Origin of the sequence: Corallococcus terminator, assembly GCF_003611635.1 — a bacterium.
GTDB classification, from domain to species: Bacteria; Myxococcota; Myxococcia; order Myxococcales; family Myxococcaceae; genus Corallococcus; species Corallococcus terminator.
Genome location: NZ_RAVZ01000175.1, coordinates 1 through 20,122, shown reverse-complemented (window position 1 = coordinate 20,122; position 20,122 = coordinate 1). Strand labels below are relative to the sequence as shown.

The 20,122-nt window shown below is 66.6% G+C and carries 15 protein-coding genes and 3 pseudogenes; 15 read left to right on the top strand and 3 right to left on the bottom strand.

Annotated elements, in window-relative coordinates:
• Positions 1 to 1,152, top strand: a 1,152-nt coding sequence (locus D7V88_RS23730) for an RCC1 domain-containing protein (RefSeq protein WP_372241111.1), incomplete at its 5' end; no start/stop codon positions are given.
• The gene (locus tag D7V88_RS23725) at positions 1,149 to 2,468 is read left to right on the top strand and encodes an amidohydrolase (RefSeq protein ID WP_120542929.1); all 1,320 of its coding nucleotides are present in this window, start codon (positions 1,149 to 1,151) and stop codon (positions 2,466 to 2,468) included. The genes D7V88_RS23730 and D7V88_RS23725, both read left to right, overlap by 4 nt.
• A gap of 318 nt (positions 2,469 to 2,786) precedes the next feature.
• Here the strand turns inward: D7V88_RS23725 and D7V88_RS23720 are convergent, their stop codons facing one another.
• Positions 2,787 to 3,155 carry a winged helix-turn-helix transcriptional regulator gene (locus tag D7V88_RS23720; protein ID WP_120542928.1) on the bottom strand — a complete coding sequence of 123 codons (369 nt, stop codon included), beginning with the start codon at positions 3,153 to 3,155 and terminating at the stop codon, positions 2,787 to 2,789.
• Positions 3,156 to 3,252: 97 nt separating this feature from the next.
• On the opposite strand from D7V88_RS23720, the gene D7V88_RS23715 reads away from it, so the two are divergent.
• From D7V88_RS23715 to D7V88_RS23700, 6 genes are all read left to right on the top strand, one after another.
• On the top strand, positions 3,253 to 4,071 hold the full coding sequence (locus tag D7V88_RS23715) for an alpha/beta fold hydrolase (RefSeq protein WP_120542931.1): 819 nt from the start codon (positions 3,253 to 3,255) through the stop codon (positions 4,069 to 4,071).
• Between the two features lie 28 nt (positions 4,072 to 4,099).
• On the top strand, positions 4,100 to 4,318 hold the full coding sequence (locus D7V88_RS42645; RefSeq protein ID WP_147448838.1) for a hypothetical protein: 219 nt from the start codon (positions 4,100 to 4,102) through the stop codon (positions 4,316 to 4,318).
• Positions 4,281 to 4,598 (top strand): hypothetical protein, encoded by a 318-nt coding sequence (locus tag D7V88_RS42640; RefSeq protein ID WP_147448837.1) that lies wholly within the window; start codon positions 4,281 to 4,283, stop codon positions 4,596 to 4,598. Before D7V88_RS42645 ends, D7V88_RS42640 begins: the two co-directional genes overlap by 38 nt.
• 795 nt (positions 4,599 to 5,393) lie before the next feature.
• Positions 5,394 to 7,637, top strand: coding sequence for a protein kinase domain-containing protein (locus D7V88_RS23710; RefSeq protein ID WP_158625135.1), 2,244 nt, complete (start codon positions 5,394 to 5,396; stop codon positions 7,635 to 7,637).
• Positions 7,638 to 8,180: 543 nt separating this feature from the next.
• A complete protein-coding gene (locus tag D7V88_RS23705) occupies positions 8,181 to 9,176 on the top strand; it encodes an alpha/beta hydrolase (RefSeq protein ID WP_120542926.1) in 996 nt (331 codons plus the stop codon).
• Positions 9,173 to 9,682: a GNAT family N-acetyltransferase gene (locus D7V88_RS23700; RefSeq protein WP_120542925.1), complete on the top strand. Its 510-nt coding sequence runs from the start codon at positions 9,173 to 9,175 to the stop codon at positions 9,680 to 9,682. The genes D7V88_RS23705 and D7V88_RS23700 overlap by 4 nt, the downstream gene beginning before the upstream one ends.
• Before the next feature lie 109 nt (positions 9,683 to 9,791).
• On the opposite strand, the gene D7V88_RS23695 is transcribed toward D7V88_RS23700, so the two are convergent.
• Entirely contained in the window at positions 9,792 to 10,709 is a 918-nt protein-coding gene (locus D7V88_RS23695; protein ID WP_244238346.1) for an AraC family transcriptional regulator, read from the bottom strand.
• A 179-nt stretch (positions 10,710 to 10,888) separates the two neighbouring features.
• Between D7V88_RS23695 and D7V88_RS23690 the strand changes: the two genes are divergently transcribed.
• From D7V88_RS23690 to D7V88_RS23670, 7 genes and pseudogenes are all read left to right on the top strand, one after another.
• Positions 10,889 to 11,833 carry an alpha/beta hydrolase family protein gene (locus D7V88_RS23690; RefSeq protein ID WP_120542923.1) on the top strand — a complete coding sequence of 315 codons (945 nt, stop codon included), beginning with the start codon at positions 10,889 to 10,891 and terminating at the stop codon, positions 11,831 to 11,833.
• A gap of 171 nt (positions 11,834 to 12,004) precedes the next feature.
• Complete coding sequence (locus D7V88_RS44630; RefSeq protein WP_244238345.1) at positions 12,005 to 12,574, top strand: carboxypeptidase-like regulatory domain-containing protein; 570 nt, start codon at positions 12,005 to 12,007, stop codon at positions 12,572 to 12,574.
• A gap of 3 nt (positions 12,575 to 12,577) precedes the next feature.
• Positions 12,578 to 12,634 (top strand): annotated as a pseudogene (locus tag D7V88_RS45395) (hypothetical protein); the annotation flags it as partial.
• Between the two features lie 154 nt (positions 12,635 to 12,788).
• On the top strand, positions 12,789 to 13,451 hold the full coding sequence (locus D7V88_RS44625) for a lamin tail domain-containing protein (protein ID WP_244238344.1): 663 nt from the start codon (positions 12,789 to 12,791) through the stop codon (positions 13,449 to 13,451).
• Positions 13,452 to 14,197: 746 nt separating this feature from the next.
• Positions 14,198 to 16,564 carry an RCC1 domain-containing protein gene (locus D7V88_RS23680; RefSeq protein ID WP_120542922.1) on the top strand — a complete coding sequence of 789 codons (2,367 nt, stop codon included), beginning with the start codon at positions 14,198 to 14,200 and terminating at the stop codon, positions 16,562 to 16,564.
• Positions 16,565 to 17,119: 555 nt separating this feature from the next.
• Positions 17,120 to 18,475, top strand: a pseudogene (locus tag D7V88_RS23675) (RCC1 domain-containing protein); the annotation flags it as partial.
• 388 nt (positions 18,476 to 18,863) lie between these two features.
• Complete coding sequence (locus tag D7V88_RS23670; protein ID WP_120542920.1) at positions 18,864 to 19,913, top strand: M57 family metalloprotease; 1,050 nt, start codon at positions 18,864 to 18,866, stop codon at positions 19,911 to 19,913.
• A gap of 2 nt (positions 19,914 to 19,915) precedes the next feature.
• On the opposite strand, the pseudogene D7V88_RS45665 reads toward D7V88_RS23670, so the two are convergent.
• Positions 19,916 to 20,122 (bottom strand): annotated as a pseudogene (locus D7V88_RS45665) (IS701 family transposase); the annotation flags it as partial.

The window sequence follows — 20,122 nt, the reverse complement described above, 5'->3', positions numbered from 1 at the left end:
GCTCCGGGGCGGGCCGCCAGCAGCCGCTTCGCGCAAGGGGGCCGGATTGCCGCCGGCTGGTACCACACCGTGGCCGTGCTGGAGGACGACACCGTGTGGGCCTGGGGCGAGAACAGCTTCGGCCAGGTCGGCGACGGGACGAACGTCCAACGGACGGCGCCGGCGCCGGTGGACGGCCTGACGGACGCCACGGAGGTGAGCGGGGGAGCCTTCCACTCGGCGGCGTTGAGGGCGGACGGCACGGTGTGGACCTGGGGCTACAACCTCTATGGCCAGCTCGGTGACCTGACGACCGTCGCGCGCAACGCGCCGGTGCAGGTGGACGGCCTGACGGAGGTCATCTCCATCGCCGCGGGGGGCTACCACTCGGTGGCGTTGAAGGCGGACGGCACGGTGTGGGCCTGGGGCTACAACGGTTATGGCCAGTTGGGGGATGGAACGGACACCGAGCGTGCCCGGGCCCTTCAGGTGCCGGACCTCACGGGAATCACTTCCATCGCCACCGGCCGCAACCACGTGCTCGCGTTGAAGGCGGACGGCACGGTGTGGATCTGGGGCGACAACACGTTTGGTCAACTGGGAGACGGGACGACGACGCACCGCCGTACACCGGTGGAGTTGCAGGGCCTGACGGACGTCGTGGGTGTCTTCGCGGGCATCTTCCACTCGTTCGCCGTGAGACAGGACGGCACGGTGTGGGCCTGGGGCTACAACCTCTATGGCCAGCTCGGAGATGGGACGACCGTGGAGCGCCATGCGCCGGTGCAGGTGTTGGAGCTCACGGAGGTCACGGCCCTGGCCGCGGGAGGCTTTCACACGCTGGCCCTGAAGGAGGACGGCACGGTGTGGGGCTGGGGCTACAACGGCTACGGCCAACTCGGGGATGGAACAGACACCGAGCGTGCCCGGGCCGTGCTCGTGCCGGACCTCACGGGCGTCACCGTCGTGGCCGCGGGCTACAATCACTCGCTCGCCGTGAGTGCGGACGGTCTCGTGTGGGCCTGGGGCTACAACGATTTCGGCCAACTGGGGGACGGGACGACCGCGCACCACCGTTCGCCGGAGGAGGTGTCCGTCCTCAATGAGGCCGCGGCCCGCGTCGCGGTACGTGCTGTAGTGAGGGCCCCTGATGGACAGGAGGCTCCCTGGTGAAAACGCTTCCCCTTCTTCCCTTGCTCTTCGCCTGCCTGACGGTGCCCGGCGGCCCCGTGCTCGCGGCGGCGCCCCCTCCCGCCGCCATCGAGGGCCTGGACGCGCTGTATCCCGAACTGGACGCGCTCTACCGCGACCTGCACCAGACGCCCGAGCTGTCACTCCAGGAGGAGAGGACGGCGGCGAAGCTGGCCGAGCGCCTTCGCAAGCTCGGCTTCGAGGTGACCCCGAAGGTGGGCGGGCACGGCGTGGTGGCCCTGCTGCGCAATGGCAAGGGGCCCACGGTGATGCTGCGCACGGACCTGGACGGGCTGCCGGTGGAGGAGAAGACGGGGCTGCCCTACGCCAGCAAGACGAAGTCGAAGGATGCGGCCGGAGTGGACGTCGCGGTGATGCACGCGTGCGGGCACGACGTGCACATGACGTCCTGGCTTGGCACGGCCACGCTGCTGGCGCGGACGAAGGACCGGTGGCGTGGCACGCTGATGCTGGTGGGGCAGCCGGCCGAGGAGATTGGCGCGGGGGCCCGGCAGATGCTGGCGGACGGCCTGTTCAAGCGCTTCCCCAAGCCGGACTTCGCCGTGGCCCTGCACACCGTGTCCACCGCCGCGGCGGGGACGTTGCAGTTCACCCCCGGCTATGCGCTGGCGAGCGTGGACTCGGTGGACGTCACCCTCCACGGCAAGGGCGGGCACGGCGCGTACCCGCACACCACCGTGGACCCGGTGGTGATGGCGGCGCGCACCATCCTCTCGCTGCAGACGCTCATCAGCCGGGAGAAGAGCCCGCTGGAGCCGGGGGTGATCACGGTGGGCGCCATCCACGGTGGCACCAAGCACAACATCATCCCGGACGAGGTGCGCCTGCAGCTCACGGTGCGCACGTACAAGCCGGAGGTCCGCAAGGCGCTGCTGGCCGGCATCGAGCGCATCGCCAAAGCGGAGGCGATGGCCTCCGGAGCGCCCCGCCCCCCGGACGTCAATGTCACCGAGGGCACACCCGCCACCTTCAATGACCCCGCGCTCACGACGCGGCTGGTGGACGCGGTGGGCAAGGTGCTGGGCGAGAAGAACCTCAGCGAGACACCGCCCGTCATGGGCGGCGAGGACTTCTCCGAGTACGGCCGCGCGGGCGTGCCCGCGGTGATGATGTGGCTGGGCATCACCGAGCCCAAGCGCTTCACCGAGGCCAAGGCGGCGGGGGAGACGCTCCCCTCACCGCACTCGCCCGTCTACGCGCCGGACCGCGAGCGCACGCTGCGCACCGGCGTCACCGTGCTGACCACCGCCGCGTTGGAGCTGCTCGGGAGGCCCTGAGGAGGACGTCGCTCGCCAACTCCAGCGGACCTGGGATGGAAGCAGTTGGAGGGAGTCCTCCCGTACCGCGACTGTCAGCATGCGTAGTTGTTCACACCGATCATCCGGGCCGAGGTCGCCTCCGCACCGCAGGCATCCCGGACGCGGACGATCAGCGTGATGTAATCATAGCCACAGGCGGTGAGGGTCTGGGGGGGATTGGCGCTTCCGGAGAACCAGGACGCGCCGCTCCAGTTGCCAGTGGATGCGTTGTGATAGGAAATGGTCCACGAGTAGGTGGGAGGGGGCGTCGGAGTTCCTGAATCGAGGCTGTACCCCCTACAAATTCGAATCGAAGCGCTCGCGTGCCTTCTTGACGACGCCGATGTGGTCGATCGACCAATTCCGGAGTGCGTCGACGATGCCGTAGAGCGTGCGGCCGAGCGGCGTCACCTCGTATTCCACCGTGACGGGGACCGTCGCGAAGGCTCGGCGTTCGACGAGGCCGTTCCGCTCGAGGCGGCGCAGCGTCTGGCCAAGCATCTTCTGGGTGATGCCTTCGACCTTGCGCTTCAGTGCGTTGAAGCGCACCGGCCCGTCAGCAAGAGCCAATAAGAGCAGCACCGACCACTTGTCAGCGAGCTGGTCGAGCAGCTCACGCGTCGGACACGTCGCTACGAAGGGACCTCCCGGTTTGCGTGCGGCCATCGTGGTTTCCTCCAGGTGCCTTGGTTCCATCCAAGTCACCTGGACTCCTCCTGGTATCCTCTTGATACCAGGTATCCACGTGCACATGGTTGGCCCCATGGATGATTTCCAGCATGACGTCGTTGAGGCCAATGGGATCGCGATCCACGTCGCGTCGGCTGGCAGGGGCCCGCCGCTCCTCTTTCTCCACGGATTTCCGCACACCTGGTTCGTTTGGAGGAACGTGATGCGCGCGCTCGCCAGCGAGCATCATGTCGTCGCACCGGACCTCCGTGGCCTTGGCGCGACGACGCGCGCGACGTCGGGCTACGACCTCGACACGCTCGTCGCTGACGTGCTCGCCGTGCTCGATGTGCACACGACGAAGGAGCCTGCCATTCTCATCGGCCTTGATCTCGGCGTGCCGATCGCGTTCCTCACGGCCGCGCGCCATCCCGCGCGCGTGAAGAAGCTCGTGGTGATGGAGTCGCTCCTCGGTGGGCTTCCAGGCGCCGAGGCATTCCGTCCGCCGTGGTGGTTCGCCTTCCACGCGATCCCCGACATGCCGGAGGCGGTCATCTCGGGCCACGAGGAGGCGTACCTCGACCATTTCTTCGCCATCGGCACGAAGCGCGGCCTCCCCGCCGAGGCGCGCACCGCATTCCTTGAGGCCTATCGCGGCCGCGACGCGCTCCGCTGCGCCTTCGCGCACTACCGCGCGCTCCCCGAAAACGCTCGGCTCCTCGCGAAGGTTGAACGCCTGACCGTCCCGACGCTCGCGATCGCCGGGGGCGTCGTCGGCGACGCGCTCGCGCGTCAGATCGCGCCGCTGTGCGACCACCTCGTGACCGCGCGAATCACCGACGCCGCACACATCCTGCCCGAGGATCAACCCGAGGCGCTCACCGCGCTCCTGCGCGGTTTCGTCCGGCCCTGAGCTGCCCTCTCACATCGGCCACGCCACCGTGAATCGGGTGCTTCACCGCATGGGCCTGACGCGTAAAATATCACTGCACGCAGTGGAGGGCGACAGCGAGGCCGTAGAAGTGCTGCGTTGGGAATACGCGCTGGCCATGCGCCAGGTGGCGGCCGACGCGCTGGTCGTGGTGGATGAGACGGGCTGCTGCACGGACATGACGCGCATCCATGGACGCGCGTCTGACGGGCGAGGCCGTGCCTCGTAATCGGGGCTGCGTCACGACGGTCATCGGGGCGCTCACGTTCCAGGGCATTACCGCGCATCTGGCGGTGGAGGGCGGAACGAGTCTTGAAGTCTGGGGACGGTTTGTCCTGGAGCGCCTGGTGCCCGTGCTCCTACCCGGACAGGTCGTCGCCTGGGACAACCTGGCGGTGCTTCGGTGCCGCGCCCTCATCGACGTCATCGAGTCGCGCGGCGCCCGCGTGGTTTTCCTGCCCTCTACAGCCCCGCCTTCAGCCCCATTGAGCCGGCTTGGAGCAAGATGAAGGCGCTGCTGCGCAAGTGGAGGTTGCGCTCATGCTCCGCGCTTGGCCTGAGCATCGAACTCGCGCTTTCCGCCCTCTCCCCGTGCGATGCCGCAGGGTAGTTTGACCACTGCGGCTACCTCGTCGCTCAACCCGCCTGAGCTGCGCTGTCAGGTGCGGCGGCAGCTCCAACTCCCGCTGCTGCGCCGCATCGGCTACTGCCCCCTGTGGATGCACCGGGTCAACGCTCGCGCGCCTCCTCGTGGGCCGTCACGCATGCGACCGAGTCGTATTAGGTAGGTAGCTTGGGTCGGTGTGTGCCCAGAGGGGCGCACGGCCTCCCCACCGGCTTGGCGCACAGCCCGCGCGTCACCCTCCAGCGACCCTTCTCTACCCCTTTGCACCAGCCCGGCCCTCAAACAGGGTCCCATTCCGCCTACAGTCCAGCCCCCGATAGTGTGATTCTCCGCGATGGTTCGCGCTCAGGCTTCGAGCGCGGACCTCCACCGCACTGCCATCGCAGGCTCCGAATCGTGGACCACCCCAGTAGGCGTGGTGCTGAGCCTCGCGCCTCCACTCCCGAAAGCAGAGGGCCCGCAGTCTACCGCTGAAGGTGCTTCCCGAAGGAGGGAGCGCCGGTGTTCAATACAGGCTGTGGAGTCTACTTCTCTTGAGGCGAATGCCGAATCACCGCGAATTCCCCCGCGGGTTTTCTGGGTCAATCAGGGCTTCAACTACGAGAAAGAGCAGGAGGGTGGCTACGTCCGCGCTCCCCAGAAGAATTCCAGCGGCGGTGAGTTCTCACACTGGAAGAGGGTGAGTGAACTCAAGCCAGGGGATCTGCTTGTTCACTACTACGCCAAAGCGATCCGGGCCGTGGGACGCGTGACTGCGAGAGCCTTCGTTACGGCGAACAGCGAATGGCAGGCCACCGTCGAGTACTCTCCTTTGAAGGAGCCCATTGACCTTAAAGAAATAATCGCAGACTCCTTGAGATATCTTCAGCCGCCCTCTGGTCCCATTACCGTCAAGAGATCGGTCAAACAAGGATATCTGTGGAACTTCAATGTGGAAGGGCTCGCCTTGCTGAGGCAGTCTTCGCGTGAGCAGTGGCCTCTGTGGGCAGAAGCCCCTACGCGAAATCAGCGCGTGCAACGACTGGTCACGGACCTTTTGGTGAGAGAGCCTCAAATTCTCTACCCAGCCAGTCAGCCGCTTTACAATGGCCAGGAGTCGTCCACGGCACACGGCTCGGACGTCGCCATCCTGACGGTCATCCAACCGGAGTTCTTCGCAGCACTCGAAGCGCTCGGTATCTCCGAATCTCAGCGGGAGAAAGATGCTCAGGGGACGGTATATTTCCGCGGTTTGCTGCGCTCGCAGATGGCTGGGCGGGACTACCGGCTTGTCGTGACGTGCGTGGGAGGCGCAGGCAACTATGATGCGTCCGCAGCGGCGTATGAAGTGATCGCACACCATCGACCGCGCGTGCTGATCCTCATGGGCATTGCTGCTGGAATCCAGGGCAAGGTTAGGATCGGAGAGGTCGTCCTTTCCGAGCGTGTCGTGGCTTATGAACCAGGTGCTATTGTTTCATCGAGTGATGGAGGTCCACCAACCCTAGAGCACCGTCCTGAGATCGACCGGCTCCCACACTCGATGAACCAGGATGTCGTCACCTATCGGCCCGATCCCTCCCGGCTCAACGTGCGGTTTCGTGGCTTGGGCGGAGAGATTCCTGGTCCTACCGCTGGCAAAGAGGAGGAGTTCCGAAGCCGTGTCACCTCGACCATCACTGCGCGTGCGGCGACGATCGCCAGCGGAGAAAAACTCCTGCGCGACCCTGCCAAGCTCCGGGCGGTGCGCCAGGAACAACATGGCAAGGTAGAGGTAGGAGAGATGGAGGCTGCAGGACTGGTTGCTGCGTGTCGCCGCGCCAACATTCCATGGCTGGTCATCCGGGGCATCTCGGATTTTGGAGACCAATTCAAGGATGACCGCTTCCACCAGTTCGCCTGTCGTGCCGCCGCGGTGGTGCTCGCAGACTTCCTGGCCCATGGGCTCACCCTTCCTGAAGGTGTTCTCTCAGGCAATGCCTTGCAGAATTCCGGAATCATCCCGCAATACCCCGATGCGCAGACCCGCTATTTGAACAGTCAGCTCGAAGGAGCTAGGGCGCGGAAGAAGCGACTTCAGGCGTCAGGGGCAAACACCACCCAAGTGGACCAGGAAATACTATCCTTGCGCCGCCAGGTGCGCGAAGGGGGGCAGCTTCGAGCAGGTGGCTGGTTGGGTCATGATGACCGCTACTTGCTAATCGAGGCCATTGGTCGTGGGGGGTTTGGCACCATCTGGAAATCACTTGATCGGGTCACTCAGACAATCGTTGCGATCAAGGTGCTGCATACGAACTTGGCTGGCGATCCGGTTCGGCGTGACCGCTTCTTCCGCGGAGCGCGCCGTATGGCGGAACTCCAACATCCAGCAGTGGTTCCGGTGCTCGAACAACACGGTGAAGAGGGTGGGTTTCACTACTTCGTCATGGAGTACGTGGTTGGGGGGAACCTCCAACAAGCCGTGCTCCAGGGCGCCGTCACGCCGGACAACGTCATCCCTATTATCCTCCGCGTCGGAGATGCCCTCGCCTTGGGGCATTCGAAGGGGATCATTCACCGCGACGTAAAGCCTGCGAACATCCTCTTGAATGAGCAGGGAAATCCTCTCCTCACCGACTTCGATCTCGTAGGTGCAGCTGACACGACGGGAGGCACTCAAACGGGAGCCATGGGCACTTTTGTCTACTCGGCACCAGAGTGTCTGGAACAGCCTCAGGATGCAGATGCGAGGGCGGACGTCTATGGTCTCGGCATGACGGCTCTTTTCGGCTTCCACGGAGCCGAGCTTCCCTTTCACCAGCTCATGAGGAATCCCGAAAGCTTCCTCGAACAGCTTCGTTGTCCGCAATCACTTAAGAATGTTCTGCGCCGCGCAACCAGCCTGGAACGTGGGGAACGCTACAAAGATGCAGAGGAGTTCATTGCGGAGCTGCGACGCGCGTAGAGCGCTTCCGAACTCCTCCTCACCCTCTTCGCGAACTTCATGTAGGGGGGTAGCTAGATGAAGAGCGCCAGGCTCTCGCTCCAGGTCGCCGGCGCTGTCAACACGCCCCCACTGCCTATCATTCTCCTCAGGCGAGGGCCGCCAGGGCAGGGGGGGCCCCAAGGGGTTGCGCCGTCCCGTGTACTCGAGCGGTGCGCGGCCCCTGCTGGCCCCGGCAGCAGCCCTTCACGGCCCCTCCGCTCCAGCCCTCCCCCTCGACAGCACGTGAGGACGCTGCTGCAGCAGGGCGGAATCTCCGCCGGCGTGGTGGCGTTCGAAGCGGGCTTCTCGCACCAGAGCCACCTGGCGCGTTGCATGCTGCGGGTCCTCAGGGTGATGCCCTCCGTGGTGGCGCGTGACGCGCGAACGGGGAGTCCTCCGCGAGAGGGGCAATGATTCTCAAAAGGGAGCCTGGGTGTCGGCCCCACTTCTCACTGGCTGGGTTGGTGCAGCCGCGATAGCAAATCCCGAGCACGAGCCCCCCATCAGGGCCCAGGACCTCCCATGACTCCTCCTGACGCATCCCCCGACTTCGACCCCCAGCTGGCCGCGCTCCTGCCCGCGCTGGAGGGATATGTGCCCCTGAGGATGAGGCTGGATCAGCTTGAGCACTTCCGTGGCTTGAGCCGCGTGACCCGGGAGGACCTGATTGGCGACGCGAAGGTCACCTGCGTCGATGACAGCATCCCCGGGTATCAGGGCGCCGAAATCACGGTCTCGGTCATTGCCCGGGAGGACCACTCGGCTCCGGGGCCTGCGGTCTACTTCATCCATGGCGGCGGAATGGTGATGGGGACCCGCTTCGCGGGAGCGAAGCCGCTCTTGGACTGGGCGCTCCGTCATGACGCGGTTTGCGTGACGGTTGAATACCGGCTGGCGCCCGAGCATCCAGCGCCCACCCTGGTGGAGGACTGTTACGCCGGGCTTGTGTGGATGGCGGCGAACGCCGACCGGCTGGGGTTTGATCCAAACCAGTTGGTGATCTTCGGCGGGAGCGGCGGCGGCGGGCTCGCGGCGGGAACCACGCTCCTGGCCCGGGATCGGCACGGCCCGAAGCTGTTGGGACAACTGCTGCAATGCCCGATGCTGGACGACCGCAATGAGACGGAGTCTGCTTATCGCTACGATGGCGTTGGCGTCTGGGATCGTACCAGCAATCTGACAGCCTGGCGGGCGGTGCTGGGTGACCGCTGCGGGGGGCCGGAGGTGTCTGCCTATTCCGCGCCCGCGCGTGCAACGGATTTGCGAGGGTTGCCTCCGACCTTCATTGATGTCGCGGCAGGGGAGACGTTTCGAGATGAAGCCGTCGCCTATGCGCGCGGAATCCTGGCGGCGGGCGGGGAGTGCGAGCTGCACGTCTGGGGCGGAGCCTTCCATGGCTTCTATGACATTGCCCCGCAGTCCGACGTGGCTCGTGCCTGCATCGCGACGCGCGACGCGTGGCTGGGACGGATGTTCGCACGGGGTGCCGCGGGCAGGGGCACAATGCCTGTCCCATGACCGCCCATGCCCCCGCGCGCCTGCGTCCCGCCCGTCTCGACGAGATCGCGCGCGTGCGCGAAATCGAACGCCTCTCCGCGCGCCGCTTCCTGGGCACGGACCTCGCGGCCCTGGTGGATGACGAGCCCACGGACGCCGCCACCCTCGCTGCCCGCATCGCCACGGGCGGTCTGACCGTCGCGGAAGGGGAGGATGGGAGCCCGGTCGCCTTCCTGATGGCGCGCCCCGTGGAGGGTTGTGGCTACATCGAGCAGCTTGACGTCTTGCCGGACCACGCCGGCCAGCGGTTGGGGGCCGCGTTGATCGCGGCCCTCGAGCCCGCTTGGCCGGCCCTGTTGCTCTCCACCTTCCGCGACGTGCCGTGGAACGCGCCCTACTACGCGCGGCTGGGCTTCCGGGTGATCGAAACCCTGACGCCGGCCCTGGAGGCCATCCGGGCCGAGCACCTTGCCCGGGGGCTCGACGAGAACCGGCGGGTGTTCATGCGCAAGGACAGGGTGCCCTGATCAAGGCTGCGCCACGCCTGTCCCGTACGCCTTGCGGACGGTCTGGACAGGGGCGCGTGATGTTTCGCCCGCCTCGGCATCCTGCCCCGGGCCGAAGACCCGCAGCGGCTCACGGTGATTGGCTTCTTGAGGCGGATGCGCGTCGGAATGCAGCCGGGCTGGCGTGTTGCCAGCGTTTGAACGCACGACTGAAGGAAGGAATACTCTCGTACCCTACGCGGCCCGCGATGGTCGCTACCTTCTCGTCGGTATCGCGAAGAAGCTCGGCGGCCCGCGCGACGCGCCAGCGTGCGAGGTACTGGAGCGGGGACTCGCCCACGAGTTGCGTGAAGCGCGCCGCGAACCCGGAGCGCGACATGCCCACGCGCCGCGCGAGCTTGTCAACGGTCCAGGGTTCCCCGACCTGGGCGTGCATGAGACTCAGCGCCTGATAAACCCGTGAGTCGGCGAAGGCGGCGAGGCCGTTGTGCTTGCATTGGCCGTTGGCCGCGGTCGAGCGGAGTGCCAGAACGAACAGGACGTCGGCGAGGCGCTGAAGCACGATGCTGGTCGCCGGCCGAGGCGATGCACTCTCGGTGAGAATGAGCTGGACTGTGGCAAGGATCCACGGGCCCGAGGAGGGGTCGCTCGCCGACAAGACGACGACGGGTGGCATTCCCTGGAGGAGCATCGGCTCCTGTCCATGGCTCAGCTCGAAGAAGCCCGCGATGATCCCGGTGACCGCACCGCGACCCCCGATGCGCCGCGGTGCCAGGCTGGGGGAATAGGGACCGTCGCAGACGGGGACCGGGTCGCTGTCAGGCGCGTCGCGCAGCACGTGGGCGGTACCGCGCGGGATGAACCCTATCTCTCCGGGCGATAGGACGAGTGCCCGCTCCCCCTCGACTTCGAGCCGAGCACTGCCGCGCGCGACGAGGTAGAAGCTGGCGCGCTCGCGGTAGGGGACGCGGAGCCCCCACGGCGCGCGCGCCTCGAGGGGACTGTAGAGGGCATGCCGGATGAGCGAGGCGCCGAGCACGTCGGCCACGACGTCGCCCCTTGGGTCTTGGAGGTCCAGCATTTCTGGCGTTTCGGATAGGTTTTTTGGAGTTTTAGGCATGGACCGTCCGTAACACGCGCACTATCCAAGGGACAGACGCGATCGGACCCTCCCATCGCGACCTGCTCGAGAGACTCGCCGATCGAGGAAGGAAAGCAGAACATTCCATGAGCAAGCCAATCACTGTCACCGGGGATGGGGTCGTCAGTGCTCCTACTCCCGTCATCTCTGTCAGCCCGGTGGTGCTGTCATCGCCGGGACGTGGCGAGGATCTCCAGGTGCGGGTTTCCGCGCCGGCAACCGGAAGCCAACTGCCGATCATTGTCTTCGCGCACGGCTATGGCTCCTCATTGGACGGCTATGCCCCGCTCGCGAACTATTGGGCGGCTCATGGTTTCGTCGTGATTCAGCCCACCTTCCTCGATTCGAGGACGTTGGACCTGCGTCCAGACGATCCACGGACCCCGTTGATCTGGAAGTTTCGTGTCGAAGACATGAAGCGCATCCTCGACCAACTGGACCTCATCGAAGGTTCCGTTCCGGGGCTGACGGGACGTCTTGACCGAAGCCGCATCGCCGCGGCCGGGCATTCGTTCGGAGCGCAGACGACCGGCATGTTGTTGGGCGCGCGGATTGTCGGTCCCGACGGAAGCGTGGGCGAGGATCTGTCCGACCCGCGGATCTCGGTGGGCGTCCTGCTGGCCGCAGCGGGCCGAGGAGGCGAAGATCTCAGCCCGTTCGCGGCAAGGCATTTTCCGTACATGAACCCGAGCTTCGCCGAAATGACTGCGCCGGCCCTCGTGGTCGCGGGCGACAAGGATGACTCTCCGCTGAGCGTCCGAGGACCGGACTGGTTGACGGATGCGTACACCCTGAGCCCAGGGCCCAAGTGGCTGGTCATGCTATTTGGAGCCGAACACATGCTCGGCGGAATCTCCGGGTATCTCGTGACGGAGACAACGGACGAGAACCCCGAGCGAGTCGCGGCGGTCCAGCGGCTGACCTGGGCCTACCTTCGCAGTTCACTCTATCCCAGCGATCCCGCCTGGCCCGCGGCGTGTACCCAGTTGATGGAGAGCCCTGATTCGCCGGGTAGGGTTGAAGGCAAGTGAAGGCTTGAAAGAGCGTTCTGCACAGCAGGGAAACGTCAGACGCGCATGGTTTAACAGCAGGGAACTCGCGGCTTCCAAGCGAAGCCGACGTGACGAAACAAACCCTTCCCTGCAAACCTTCAGCGACAAGATCCCATGCCTTTACACGCTCTGCTTTATCGGACGGCCCTCGTGACCATGATGATGGTGTCACTCCCTGGCTCCGCCTGGGCGCAAGCCGCCCTGAACGGGCAGGTGAGATTCTCCGATGGCAGCATCGCGGCGGGAGTGACCGTTCATGCCAGGGTGCTATCGAGCAGCACCGTGTATCGGACCACCGCGGACGCAGCCGGCATGTACTCACTGCAGTTCATCCCTGGCACCTACAGCGTCGGCGTCGATCTGGCCCTCCCCAGCTTCACGGGCTCGCAGACCCTGGTGTCCTCCCTGCCCATCAGCACCCCCACCACGCTCAATCTGACGGCCCAGGACATCCTGCTCAACGGCCGGGTCGTCAACAGCAGCGGCCAGCCGGTGGCCAACGTGCGCCTGCAGGGATCGATGTCTCGCGTCAACGGTTGGAATTATCTGTCTCCTCTGTCTGGAGCCGACGGCCGCTTCCAGGTCCGCATGATTCCAGGCATCTACTCCTCAATGCAGCTCGAACCGTACAACCCCGCGTACCTGATGGCGCCGCTGCCGGACCAGACGTTCTCCGCTTCCCTCAGCCGGGAGTATGTCATGGCCGACAACAATGAGTGACTGGTGGACAACGGCGGGTGCAGTGTGAACGCCACCTGTACGAACCTCCCCGGCTCGCGCACGTGCGCCTGCAACTCTGGTTACAAAGGTGATGGCATCAGTTGCGTGGAGGTGATTCCCGTGGCGCTGACCGTCACCGCCCCCCAATGGCGGCGAGCAGTGGTCCACGGGCTCCGTCCGGAACATCACCTGGACGTCCTCGGGAGTGAATCAGGTGAGCCTCCGGTATTCGCTCAACAACGGCACCACCTGGACGCTCATCGCCGCCAACGTGCCGGCCGAATCGGGCTCCTATGCCTGGACGCTGCCTGCCTCGACTTCGTCGAGCGCCCTCGTGCGCATCGCGGACGCCCAGAATGGCAGCCTCGCGGATACGAGCAACGCCCGGTTCACCGTGGCCTCCGGGCGTGTCATCCTCAATGAGATACTCGCCAACGAGCCCGGCTCGGCCACCGCTGGCGAGTTCATCGAGCTGGTCAACATGGGCAGCACTGCCATGGATCTCAGCGGCTGGGTTCTCTGGGACGCCACGGCGGCGCGCCACACGTTTGCTTCCGGCACCGTGCTTGCTCCGGGCAAGGCCGTGGCGGTGTTCGGTGGGGCTTCCGGTCTTCCGCCGTGTTCCTGCACGTCCAATGTCGTGGTCGCCAGCACCGGCGGCCTCAGCCTGGGCAACGCCGGCGACACGGTCACCGTGAAGAACGCCGCTGGCACCGTCATCGACACCTTCACCTATTCCAGCTCATTGGCCGCGACCGATGGCGTGTCGATGAACCGCGGCCCGGATGCCCACCCGGGGGGAAGCTTCGTGCTGCACAGCACGCTCTCGTCGCTCGCGGCCTCGGCCGGCAAGCGCGCGAATGGCTCCTCTTTCTAATCCCCTTCAGGTAGGTCCACGAAGGGAGAGCCCTGCGTGGCCAAAGAAAGCCACGTAGGGCCGCAGGATGGCGGCCAGCGGGCGCAGTGGCAGGAGCCAGACTTCTCTGGCCGCTGGCCATGCCCACCAGTTCCGACCCCCTCCCGCGGCTGATTCGCCGTGCTCCGCTCCTCCTCCCAGCCCTGCTCGCATCCTGGGCCTGGACGATTGGGCGCTGCGCAAGGGACGCACCGATGGCTCCATTCTGGTTGACCTCGAAAGGCATTGTGGCCGCGACGTGTTGCCAGACCGCTCGACTCCCACCGTGAGCGCCTGGCAGCGACAGGCCGAGGGTTGTGAGATCGCTTGTGCCCTCTGGCGGGAGATTCGCAATCAAGGCTTCCCCCGGGCAGGGCCAGGGATTGGGTGACGGATCTCCCGATGGGCGCCTGCGATGAGCGAGCGCCCAGCACGTCGCAGACGTCTGCGGCGTGTGCCCAAGGGCAGGAGGAGGCGAAGGCGGGCCGGGGCCGACCCCGGGGCACTCACGAGAGGCAGGGGCACAGGCCGTGCAACCCCACCACCTTGGCCAGGCCTGGAGAGGAGCGAACGCGAGAGGTCCGAAGGCACCTCCTCGGTGCGGGAGCGACTCAGGAGCGCGGGCACGGGGATTACTCGTAGAGTCCTGCGCCCTTCTCCTCGGAGTGGCCGTCCATCCGCGTGGGCGCGGGGACAGGGCCTTCAAGTCCCACGCTCCGGAGTAGCGCATGCGAAGAGAGAGTCGAAGCGGGCTGGCGGTGCTGGCCCTGGGCCTGTTGCTGGCTTTGGCCGGGTGTGGCGCGCAGCAGGAGTCGCTGGAGGGAAGCGCGCAGGCGGTGGTGACAATGCCGCAGGCGCAGAGCGCCAGCGACGTGGCCCGGGTGGAGCTCACCGTGTCCGGCGCGGGCATGACGGCGCGCGCCGACGCCCTGGTGAAGACGGGCGGGCAGTGGGGCGGGGTGCTTGGGCAACTGCCCGCCGGCACCGGCCGCACCTTCAGCGCGCAGGCCTTCGACGCCTCCAACACCGTGCGCTACTCCGGCCAGGTGGCCAACGTCACCATCCAGGCCGGGCAGACAGCGGCCGTCACGCTGCTGCTGCAGGAGGTGAATGCCCCGCCGCCCTTCGACAACGCGGCCCCGCGCCTCCTCTCGCTGGTGGCCAGTTCTGGCACCGTCGCTCCAGGCGGTCAGGTGGCCCTGCAGGCCACCGCGGACGACCCCAACGCGGGCGACTCACTCACGTACGCCTGGACGGCGGCTTCGGGCAGCTTCAGCGCGCCCTCCAGCCTCACCACCGCATGGACGGCGCCGGCTGCGGCCGGCCCGGTGGTGCTGACGCTGACGGTGACGGACTCCAAGGGGGCCTCCGCCTCCCTCAGCGTCATCGTCACGGTGAGCACTGGCGACGGCAGCGCCGCCGTCAACGTCTCCTTCAACACCTGGCCCCAGGTGGCCGGGGTCGCGGCCCTGCCTTCCTCCGTCGCCGTCGGCCAGGCCACCCAGGTGACGGCCTCCGCCAGCGACGCGGACGGCGACAGCCTCGGCTTCGAATGGACGGCCAACTGCGCCGGCATGTGGGCGAATGCCTCCTCCGCCACCTCCAGCTTCACCCCCTCGGCTCAGCCCTCGGGCGGCACATGCACCCTCACCGTGGTGGCACGTGACGGTCGTGGTGGGCAGGGCATCGGCAGCCTCACCTTCTACGTGACGACGGCGCCCACCACGGGGCGCTTCCCTCCCGAGGTGGTGGAGGCCTTCCAGTCCGTCGCGTCGGTGCCCGCGGGCAGCGAAACCATCATCTTCCGCGTGCGGGCCAGGGACGCGCAGGGCAGCGCCCTCAGCTTCACCTGGGCCACCAGCACCGGCACGCTGGGCTCCGCCATCAGCACCGCCACCAGCAGCGAAGTCCCCTGGACGGCGCCGGCGTGTGTGCCGGCGGGAGCAACGTCCTCGGTGACGGCGACCGTCACCAATGCCCTCGGCCTCTCCACCCGCTTCGCCTTCGCCCTCGAGGGCGGCACCGCCTGCGCCGTGAGCCCCGGGGCTCGTCTCGTGGCGGGCGGGGTCCATAATCTCGCTGTGAAGCAGGACGGCACCGTCTGGGCCTGGGGCTACAACCACTCAGGCCAGCTCGGCGACGGGACCGTCACAAGGCGCCCCACGCCCGTGCAGGTGCAGGGCTTGACGGGCGTCGCGGCCCTTGCTGCCGGCTACCAGCATTCGCTCGCCTTGAAGCCGGACCGCACCGTCTGGGTCTGGGGGTTCAATGGTTCCGGCCAGCTCGGCGACGGAACGCTCACGGACCGCTCCAATCCCGTGCAGGTGCAGGGCTTGACGGGCATCGCGGCCCTCGCCGCTGGCGACTCCCATACACTCGCCTTGAAGCAGGACGGCACCGTCTGGGCCTGGGGCTACAACGCATTGGGTCAGCTCGGCGATGGAACCGTCACGAACCGTCCCAGGCCCGTGCAGGTGCAAGGCTTGACGGGCGTCGCGACCCTCGCGTCGGGCACCCACCATGCGCTCGCCTTGAAGCAGGACGGCACCGTCTGGGCCTGGGGCCTGAACTCCGACGGTCAGCTCGGCGACGGGACCACCACAACGCGCCTCACGCCCGTGCAGGTGCAGGGCTTGACGGGCGTCGCGGCCCTCGCCGCTGGCGACTCCCATACGCTCGCCTTGAAGCAGGACGGTACCGTCTGGGCCTGGGGCTACAACGCATCGGGTCAGCTCGGAGACGGAACAGCCACGAACCGCCTCACGCCCGTGCAGGCACAGGGTTTGACGGGCGTCGCGGCCCTCGCCGCTGGCTTCCACTATTCACTCGCCTCGAAGCAGGACGGTACCCTCTGGGCCTGGGGTCGTAACTCCGACGGCCAGTTCGGCGATGGAACAGTCTTGGGCCGCCTCACGCCCGTGCAGATGGCGGGACTGACGAGCGGCGCGACCCTCGCCGCTGGCTATTTCCACATGCTCGCATGGAAGCCGGACGGCACCGTCTGGGCCTGTGGGAACAACACCCAGGGCCAGCTCGGAGACGGGACGATCACCCAGAGCAGCACTCCCGTGCAGGTGCAGGGCCTGAGCCTCTGACGAGGCACCGGGCGCCTGTGTTTGGCGGGCGCCCGGGGCGCGTCGCAGACGTCCGCGGACGGGGCCCAATGGCAGAGGGAGGGAAGGGGGACCTGGGCCGCCCCCTGGGCACTCTCGGTCCTCGTGGGCAGTGCTTCCGGCAGGCGTTGTCCGGGCGCCCGGACAACGCGGGGCTCACACGCCAGGGAGGAGCAATCCTCTTCACCCGGTCAGCTCGTTGATGATCCGCTGGACGCTGACCGAGAGCGACGTCCAGACGTCTTGGGCAATGCCTCCGGCCCAAGCGAGGCATCAGCACGGATTGGCCGGTTGGTTGACCGTTGACCGGACAATCCATCCGCGACCAGGAACGTCGAGCGGAGCGGATTCGCCTCATGCGAAAAGCGGGCGACAGACGCAGCGCTGACAATGTGGCTCGGGGCTGACGCCACGAGCGGTGGCCCAGGCCATCCTTATAGAGTCCCGCGCTCCTTTCCTGGTGAGACTCCGCATGCGTGGTGGACGGAGGGCAATCCTCAGGTGAGGACTCACAGCAGCCCCACACGAGGAGAAGTCATGCGAAGAGAGAGTCGAAGCGGGCTGACAGTGCTAGCCCTGGGCCTGGTGTTGGCCGGGTGTGGCGGCGCGCAAGGACAAGAGGCACAGGAGGGCAGCGCTCAGGCGGTGGTGACGCTGCCGCAGGCGCTGAGCGCCAGCGACGTGGCCCTTGTGGAGCTCGCCGTGTCCGGCCCGGGGATGACGACGCGCACGGATGCACTGGTGAAGACTGGTGGGCAGTGGGGCGGGGTGCTCGGGCAGCTCCCTGCGGGCACCGGCCGCACCTTCAGCACCCAGGCCTTCGACGCCTCCAATCTCCAGGGCAGCGGGGTTCGTCTCGCCGCTGGCGGCTTTCACACGCTGGCCTTGAAGCAGGACGGCACCGCCTGGGCCTGGGGCTACAACAACAACGGCCAGCTTGGCGATGGGACGAGAACCCATCGCCGCACTCCTGTGCAGGTGCCGGGATTGACGGGCGTCACGGCCCTCGCCACTGGCTTTATCCACACGCTGGCCTTGAAGCAGGACGGCACCGCCTGGGCCTGGGGCTACAACTACCACGGCCAGCTCGGCGACGGGACAGGGGCAACCCGCCGCATGCCGGTGCAGGTGCCGGGATTGACGGACGTTACGGCCCTCGTCGCTGGGGGCTTTCACACGATGGCCTTGAAGCAGGACGACACCGTCTGGGCCTGGGGCAACAACGAGTCCGGCCAGCTCGGCGATGGGACGACAACCCATCGCCTCTCGCCGGTGCAGGTGCCGGGATTGACGGGCGTCACGGCCCTGGACGCTGGCGACTATCATACGCTGGCCTTGAAGCAGGACGGCACCGTCTGGGCCTGGGGCTACAATGAGTTCGGCCAACTCGGCGATGGGACGACAACCCATCGCCTCACGCCGGTGCAGGTTCCGGGATTGACGGACGTTACGGCCCTCGCCGCTGGCGGCTATCACACGCTGGCCTTGAAGCAGGACGGCACCGTCTGGGCCTGGGGCAACAACGAGTCCGGCCAGCTCGGCGATGGGACGACAACCCATCGCCTCACGCCGGTGCGGGTGCCGGGATTGACGGACGTCACGGCCCTCGCCGCTGGCGACTACCACACGCTGGCCTTGAAGCAGGACGGCACCGTCTGGGCCTGGGGCAACAACCCCTACGGCCAGCTCGGCGATGGGACGACAACCCATCGCCTCTCGCCGGTGCAGGTGCCGGGATTGACAGGCGTCACAACCCTTGGCGCTGGCGACCACTACACGCTCGCATTGAAGCAGGACGGCACCGTCTGGGCCTGGGGTTTCAACGCCTACGGCCAGCTCGGCGATGGAACGACAACCAATCGCCTCACGCCCGTGCAGGTGCAAGGCCTGAGTCTCTGACGAGGTGCAGGGCGCCTGCATTTGGCAGGCGCCCTGCGCGCGGCACAGACGTCTGTGGCAGAGGGGCCTGGGCTGCCCGCAGGACAATCACAGTCGGCGTTCAAACAAGGCCCGAAGGGGAGGCGGCCGGGTTGGCCGGTGGGTCCGGCGGGAATCTCCAGGCCGTGAGCCGCAGCCTCCAGCACCACGTTGAGGATGCCCATGCTGGGGTTCGGCGTCTGGCAGGGCGACGTCCTACAGGACGGATTGGACGACCCAGCTACGAACAGCTTGGCCGACCCGACTGCGATCCATTACCCCGGCCCTTTACAGCTCGCAGGCGGAAGGCACTCGTCCCACGCGCCGGAGTCATCCATGAGAAGAGAGAAGCGAACTGGCCCTGTTGGCGCTGGGCTTGGTGCTGGCTCTGGCCGGGTGCGCCAGCCCCTCCGACGTGACGGAGGAAATCATCGGCAACCTGGTGAAGGCGGGGATCCCTTCCGACGACATCATGGTCGTTAGCGGGAGGGTCTACGTCGGGCGGGACGCCGAGGTGTCCCTGGCTGCCTCGCGCGAGCTGCTCGCGACCGGCGGGACGACGGAGGAGCAGCACCGCACGAACAACTTCGTCAGCGCCTCCGTCACGAAGATCTGCATCAATGGCCCGGCGTTCACTGGTGTGTTCAGCACGGCGCTGGACATGGCCATCCAAAACTATGACGAGCTTCCGCTGACCTTCGCCATGGCGCGCGCGCCGAGCACCGACTGTAGCTTCATCATCACTGCGGTCATCGACCCGAACATGAACGGCGGCGTGGCCGGGTTCCCGGCGAACGGCCTGCCGTTCGGGCAGGTTACCATCGGCGGTCAGCTGAGCCAGTACGGCGTGGACGTCATCGAGCACGTCATCACGCACGAGATCGGCCACACCATCGGCTTCCGCCACTCGGACTACTACAACCGCGCCATCAGCTGCGGTGTCGGCGGGAACGAGGGGGACGCGGGCGTCGGCGCGATCCACATCCCGGGCACGCCGACCACGGCGTCCTCTGGCGGCTCGCTCATGAACTCCTGCTTCCGCGCATTCGAGACGGGCGAGTTCAGCCCCAGCGACATCACTTCGCTGAAGTCACTGTACACTCCCTCGCCAAGCTACTCGATCCGGGAGTTTGGCTACAACCAGAGTTGGCGGGTGGAACAACATCCGCGCGCCGTTGCGGATGTGAATGGAGACGGTCGCGCGGACATCGTCGGCTTTGCGAATGGAGGCGCATACGTCGCGCTATCCACCGGCACTGGATTCACCGGTGGGCAATACTGGCTGCCTGAGTTTGGCTGCAACCAGGGCTGGCGAGTGGACCTGCACCCACGGACCTTGGCCGACTTCAATGGCAATGGCCGCGCCGACGTCATTGGATTCGGTAGTGACGGTGTGATTACTCACCTGTACTAATACTACTTGATCAGATGCGTGACGGCCCGAGAGGAGGAGCGCGGGGATTGAGGTGACGCAGGCAGAGGGGACAGTGGCCGATGCGGCTGAGCAGCAAGTGCTGAAGGCGACGCCGCACCATGGGCAGCGTCCATTGCACTCGCTTCCGGGGGAAAAAGCGCTCGACGCAGCGCGAGGAAGCCGTGGGCCACCATGCAGAGGGTGGCGTG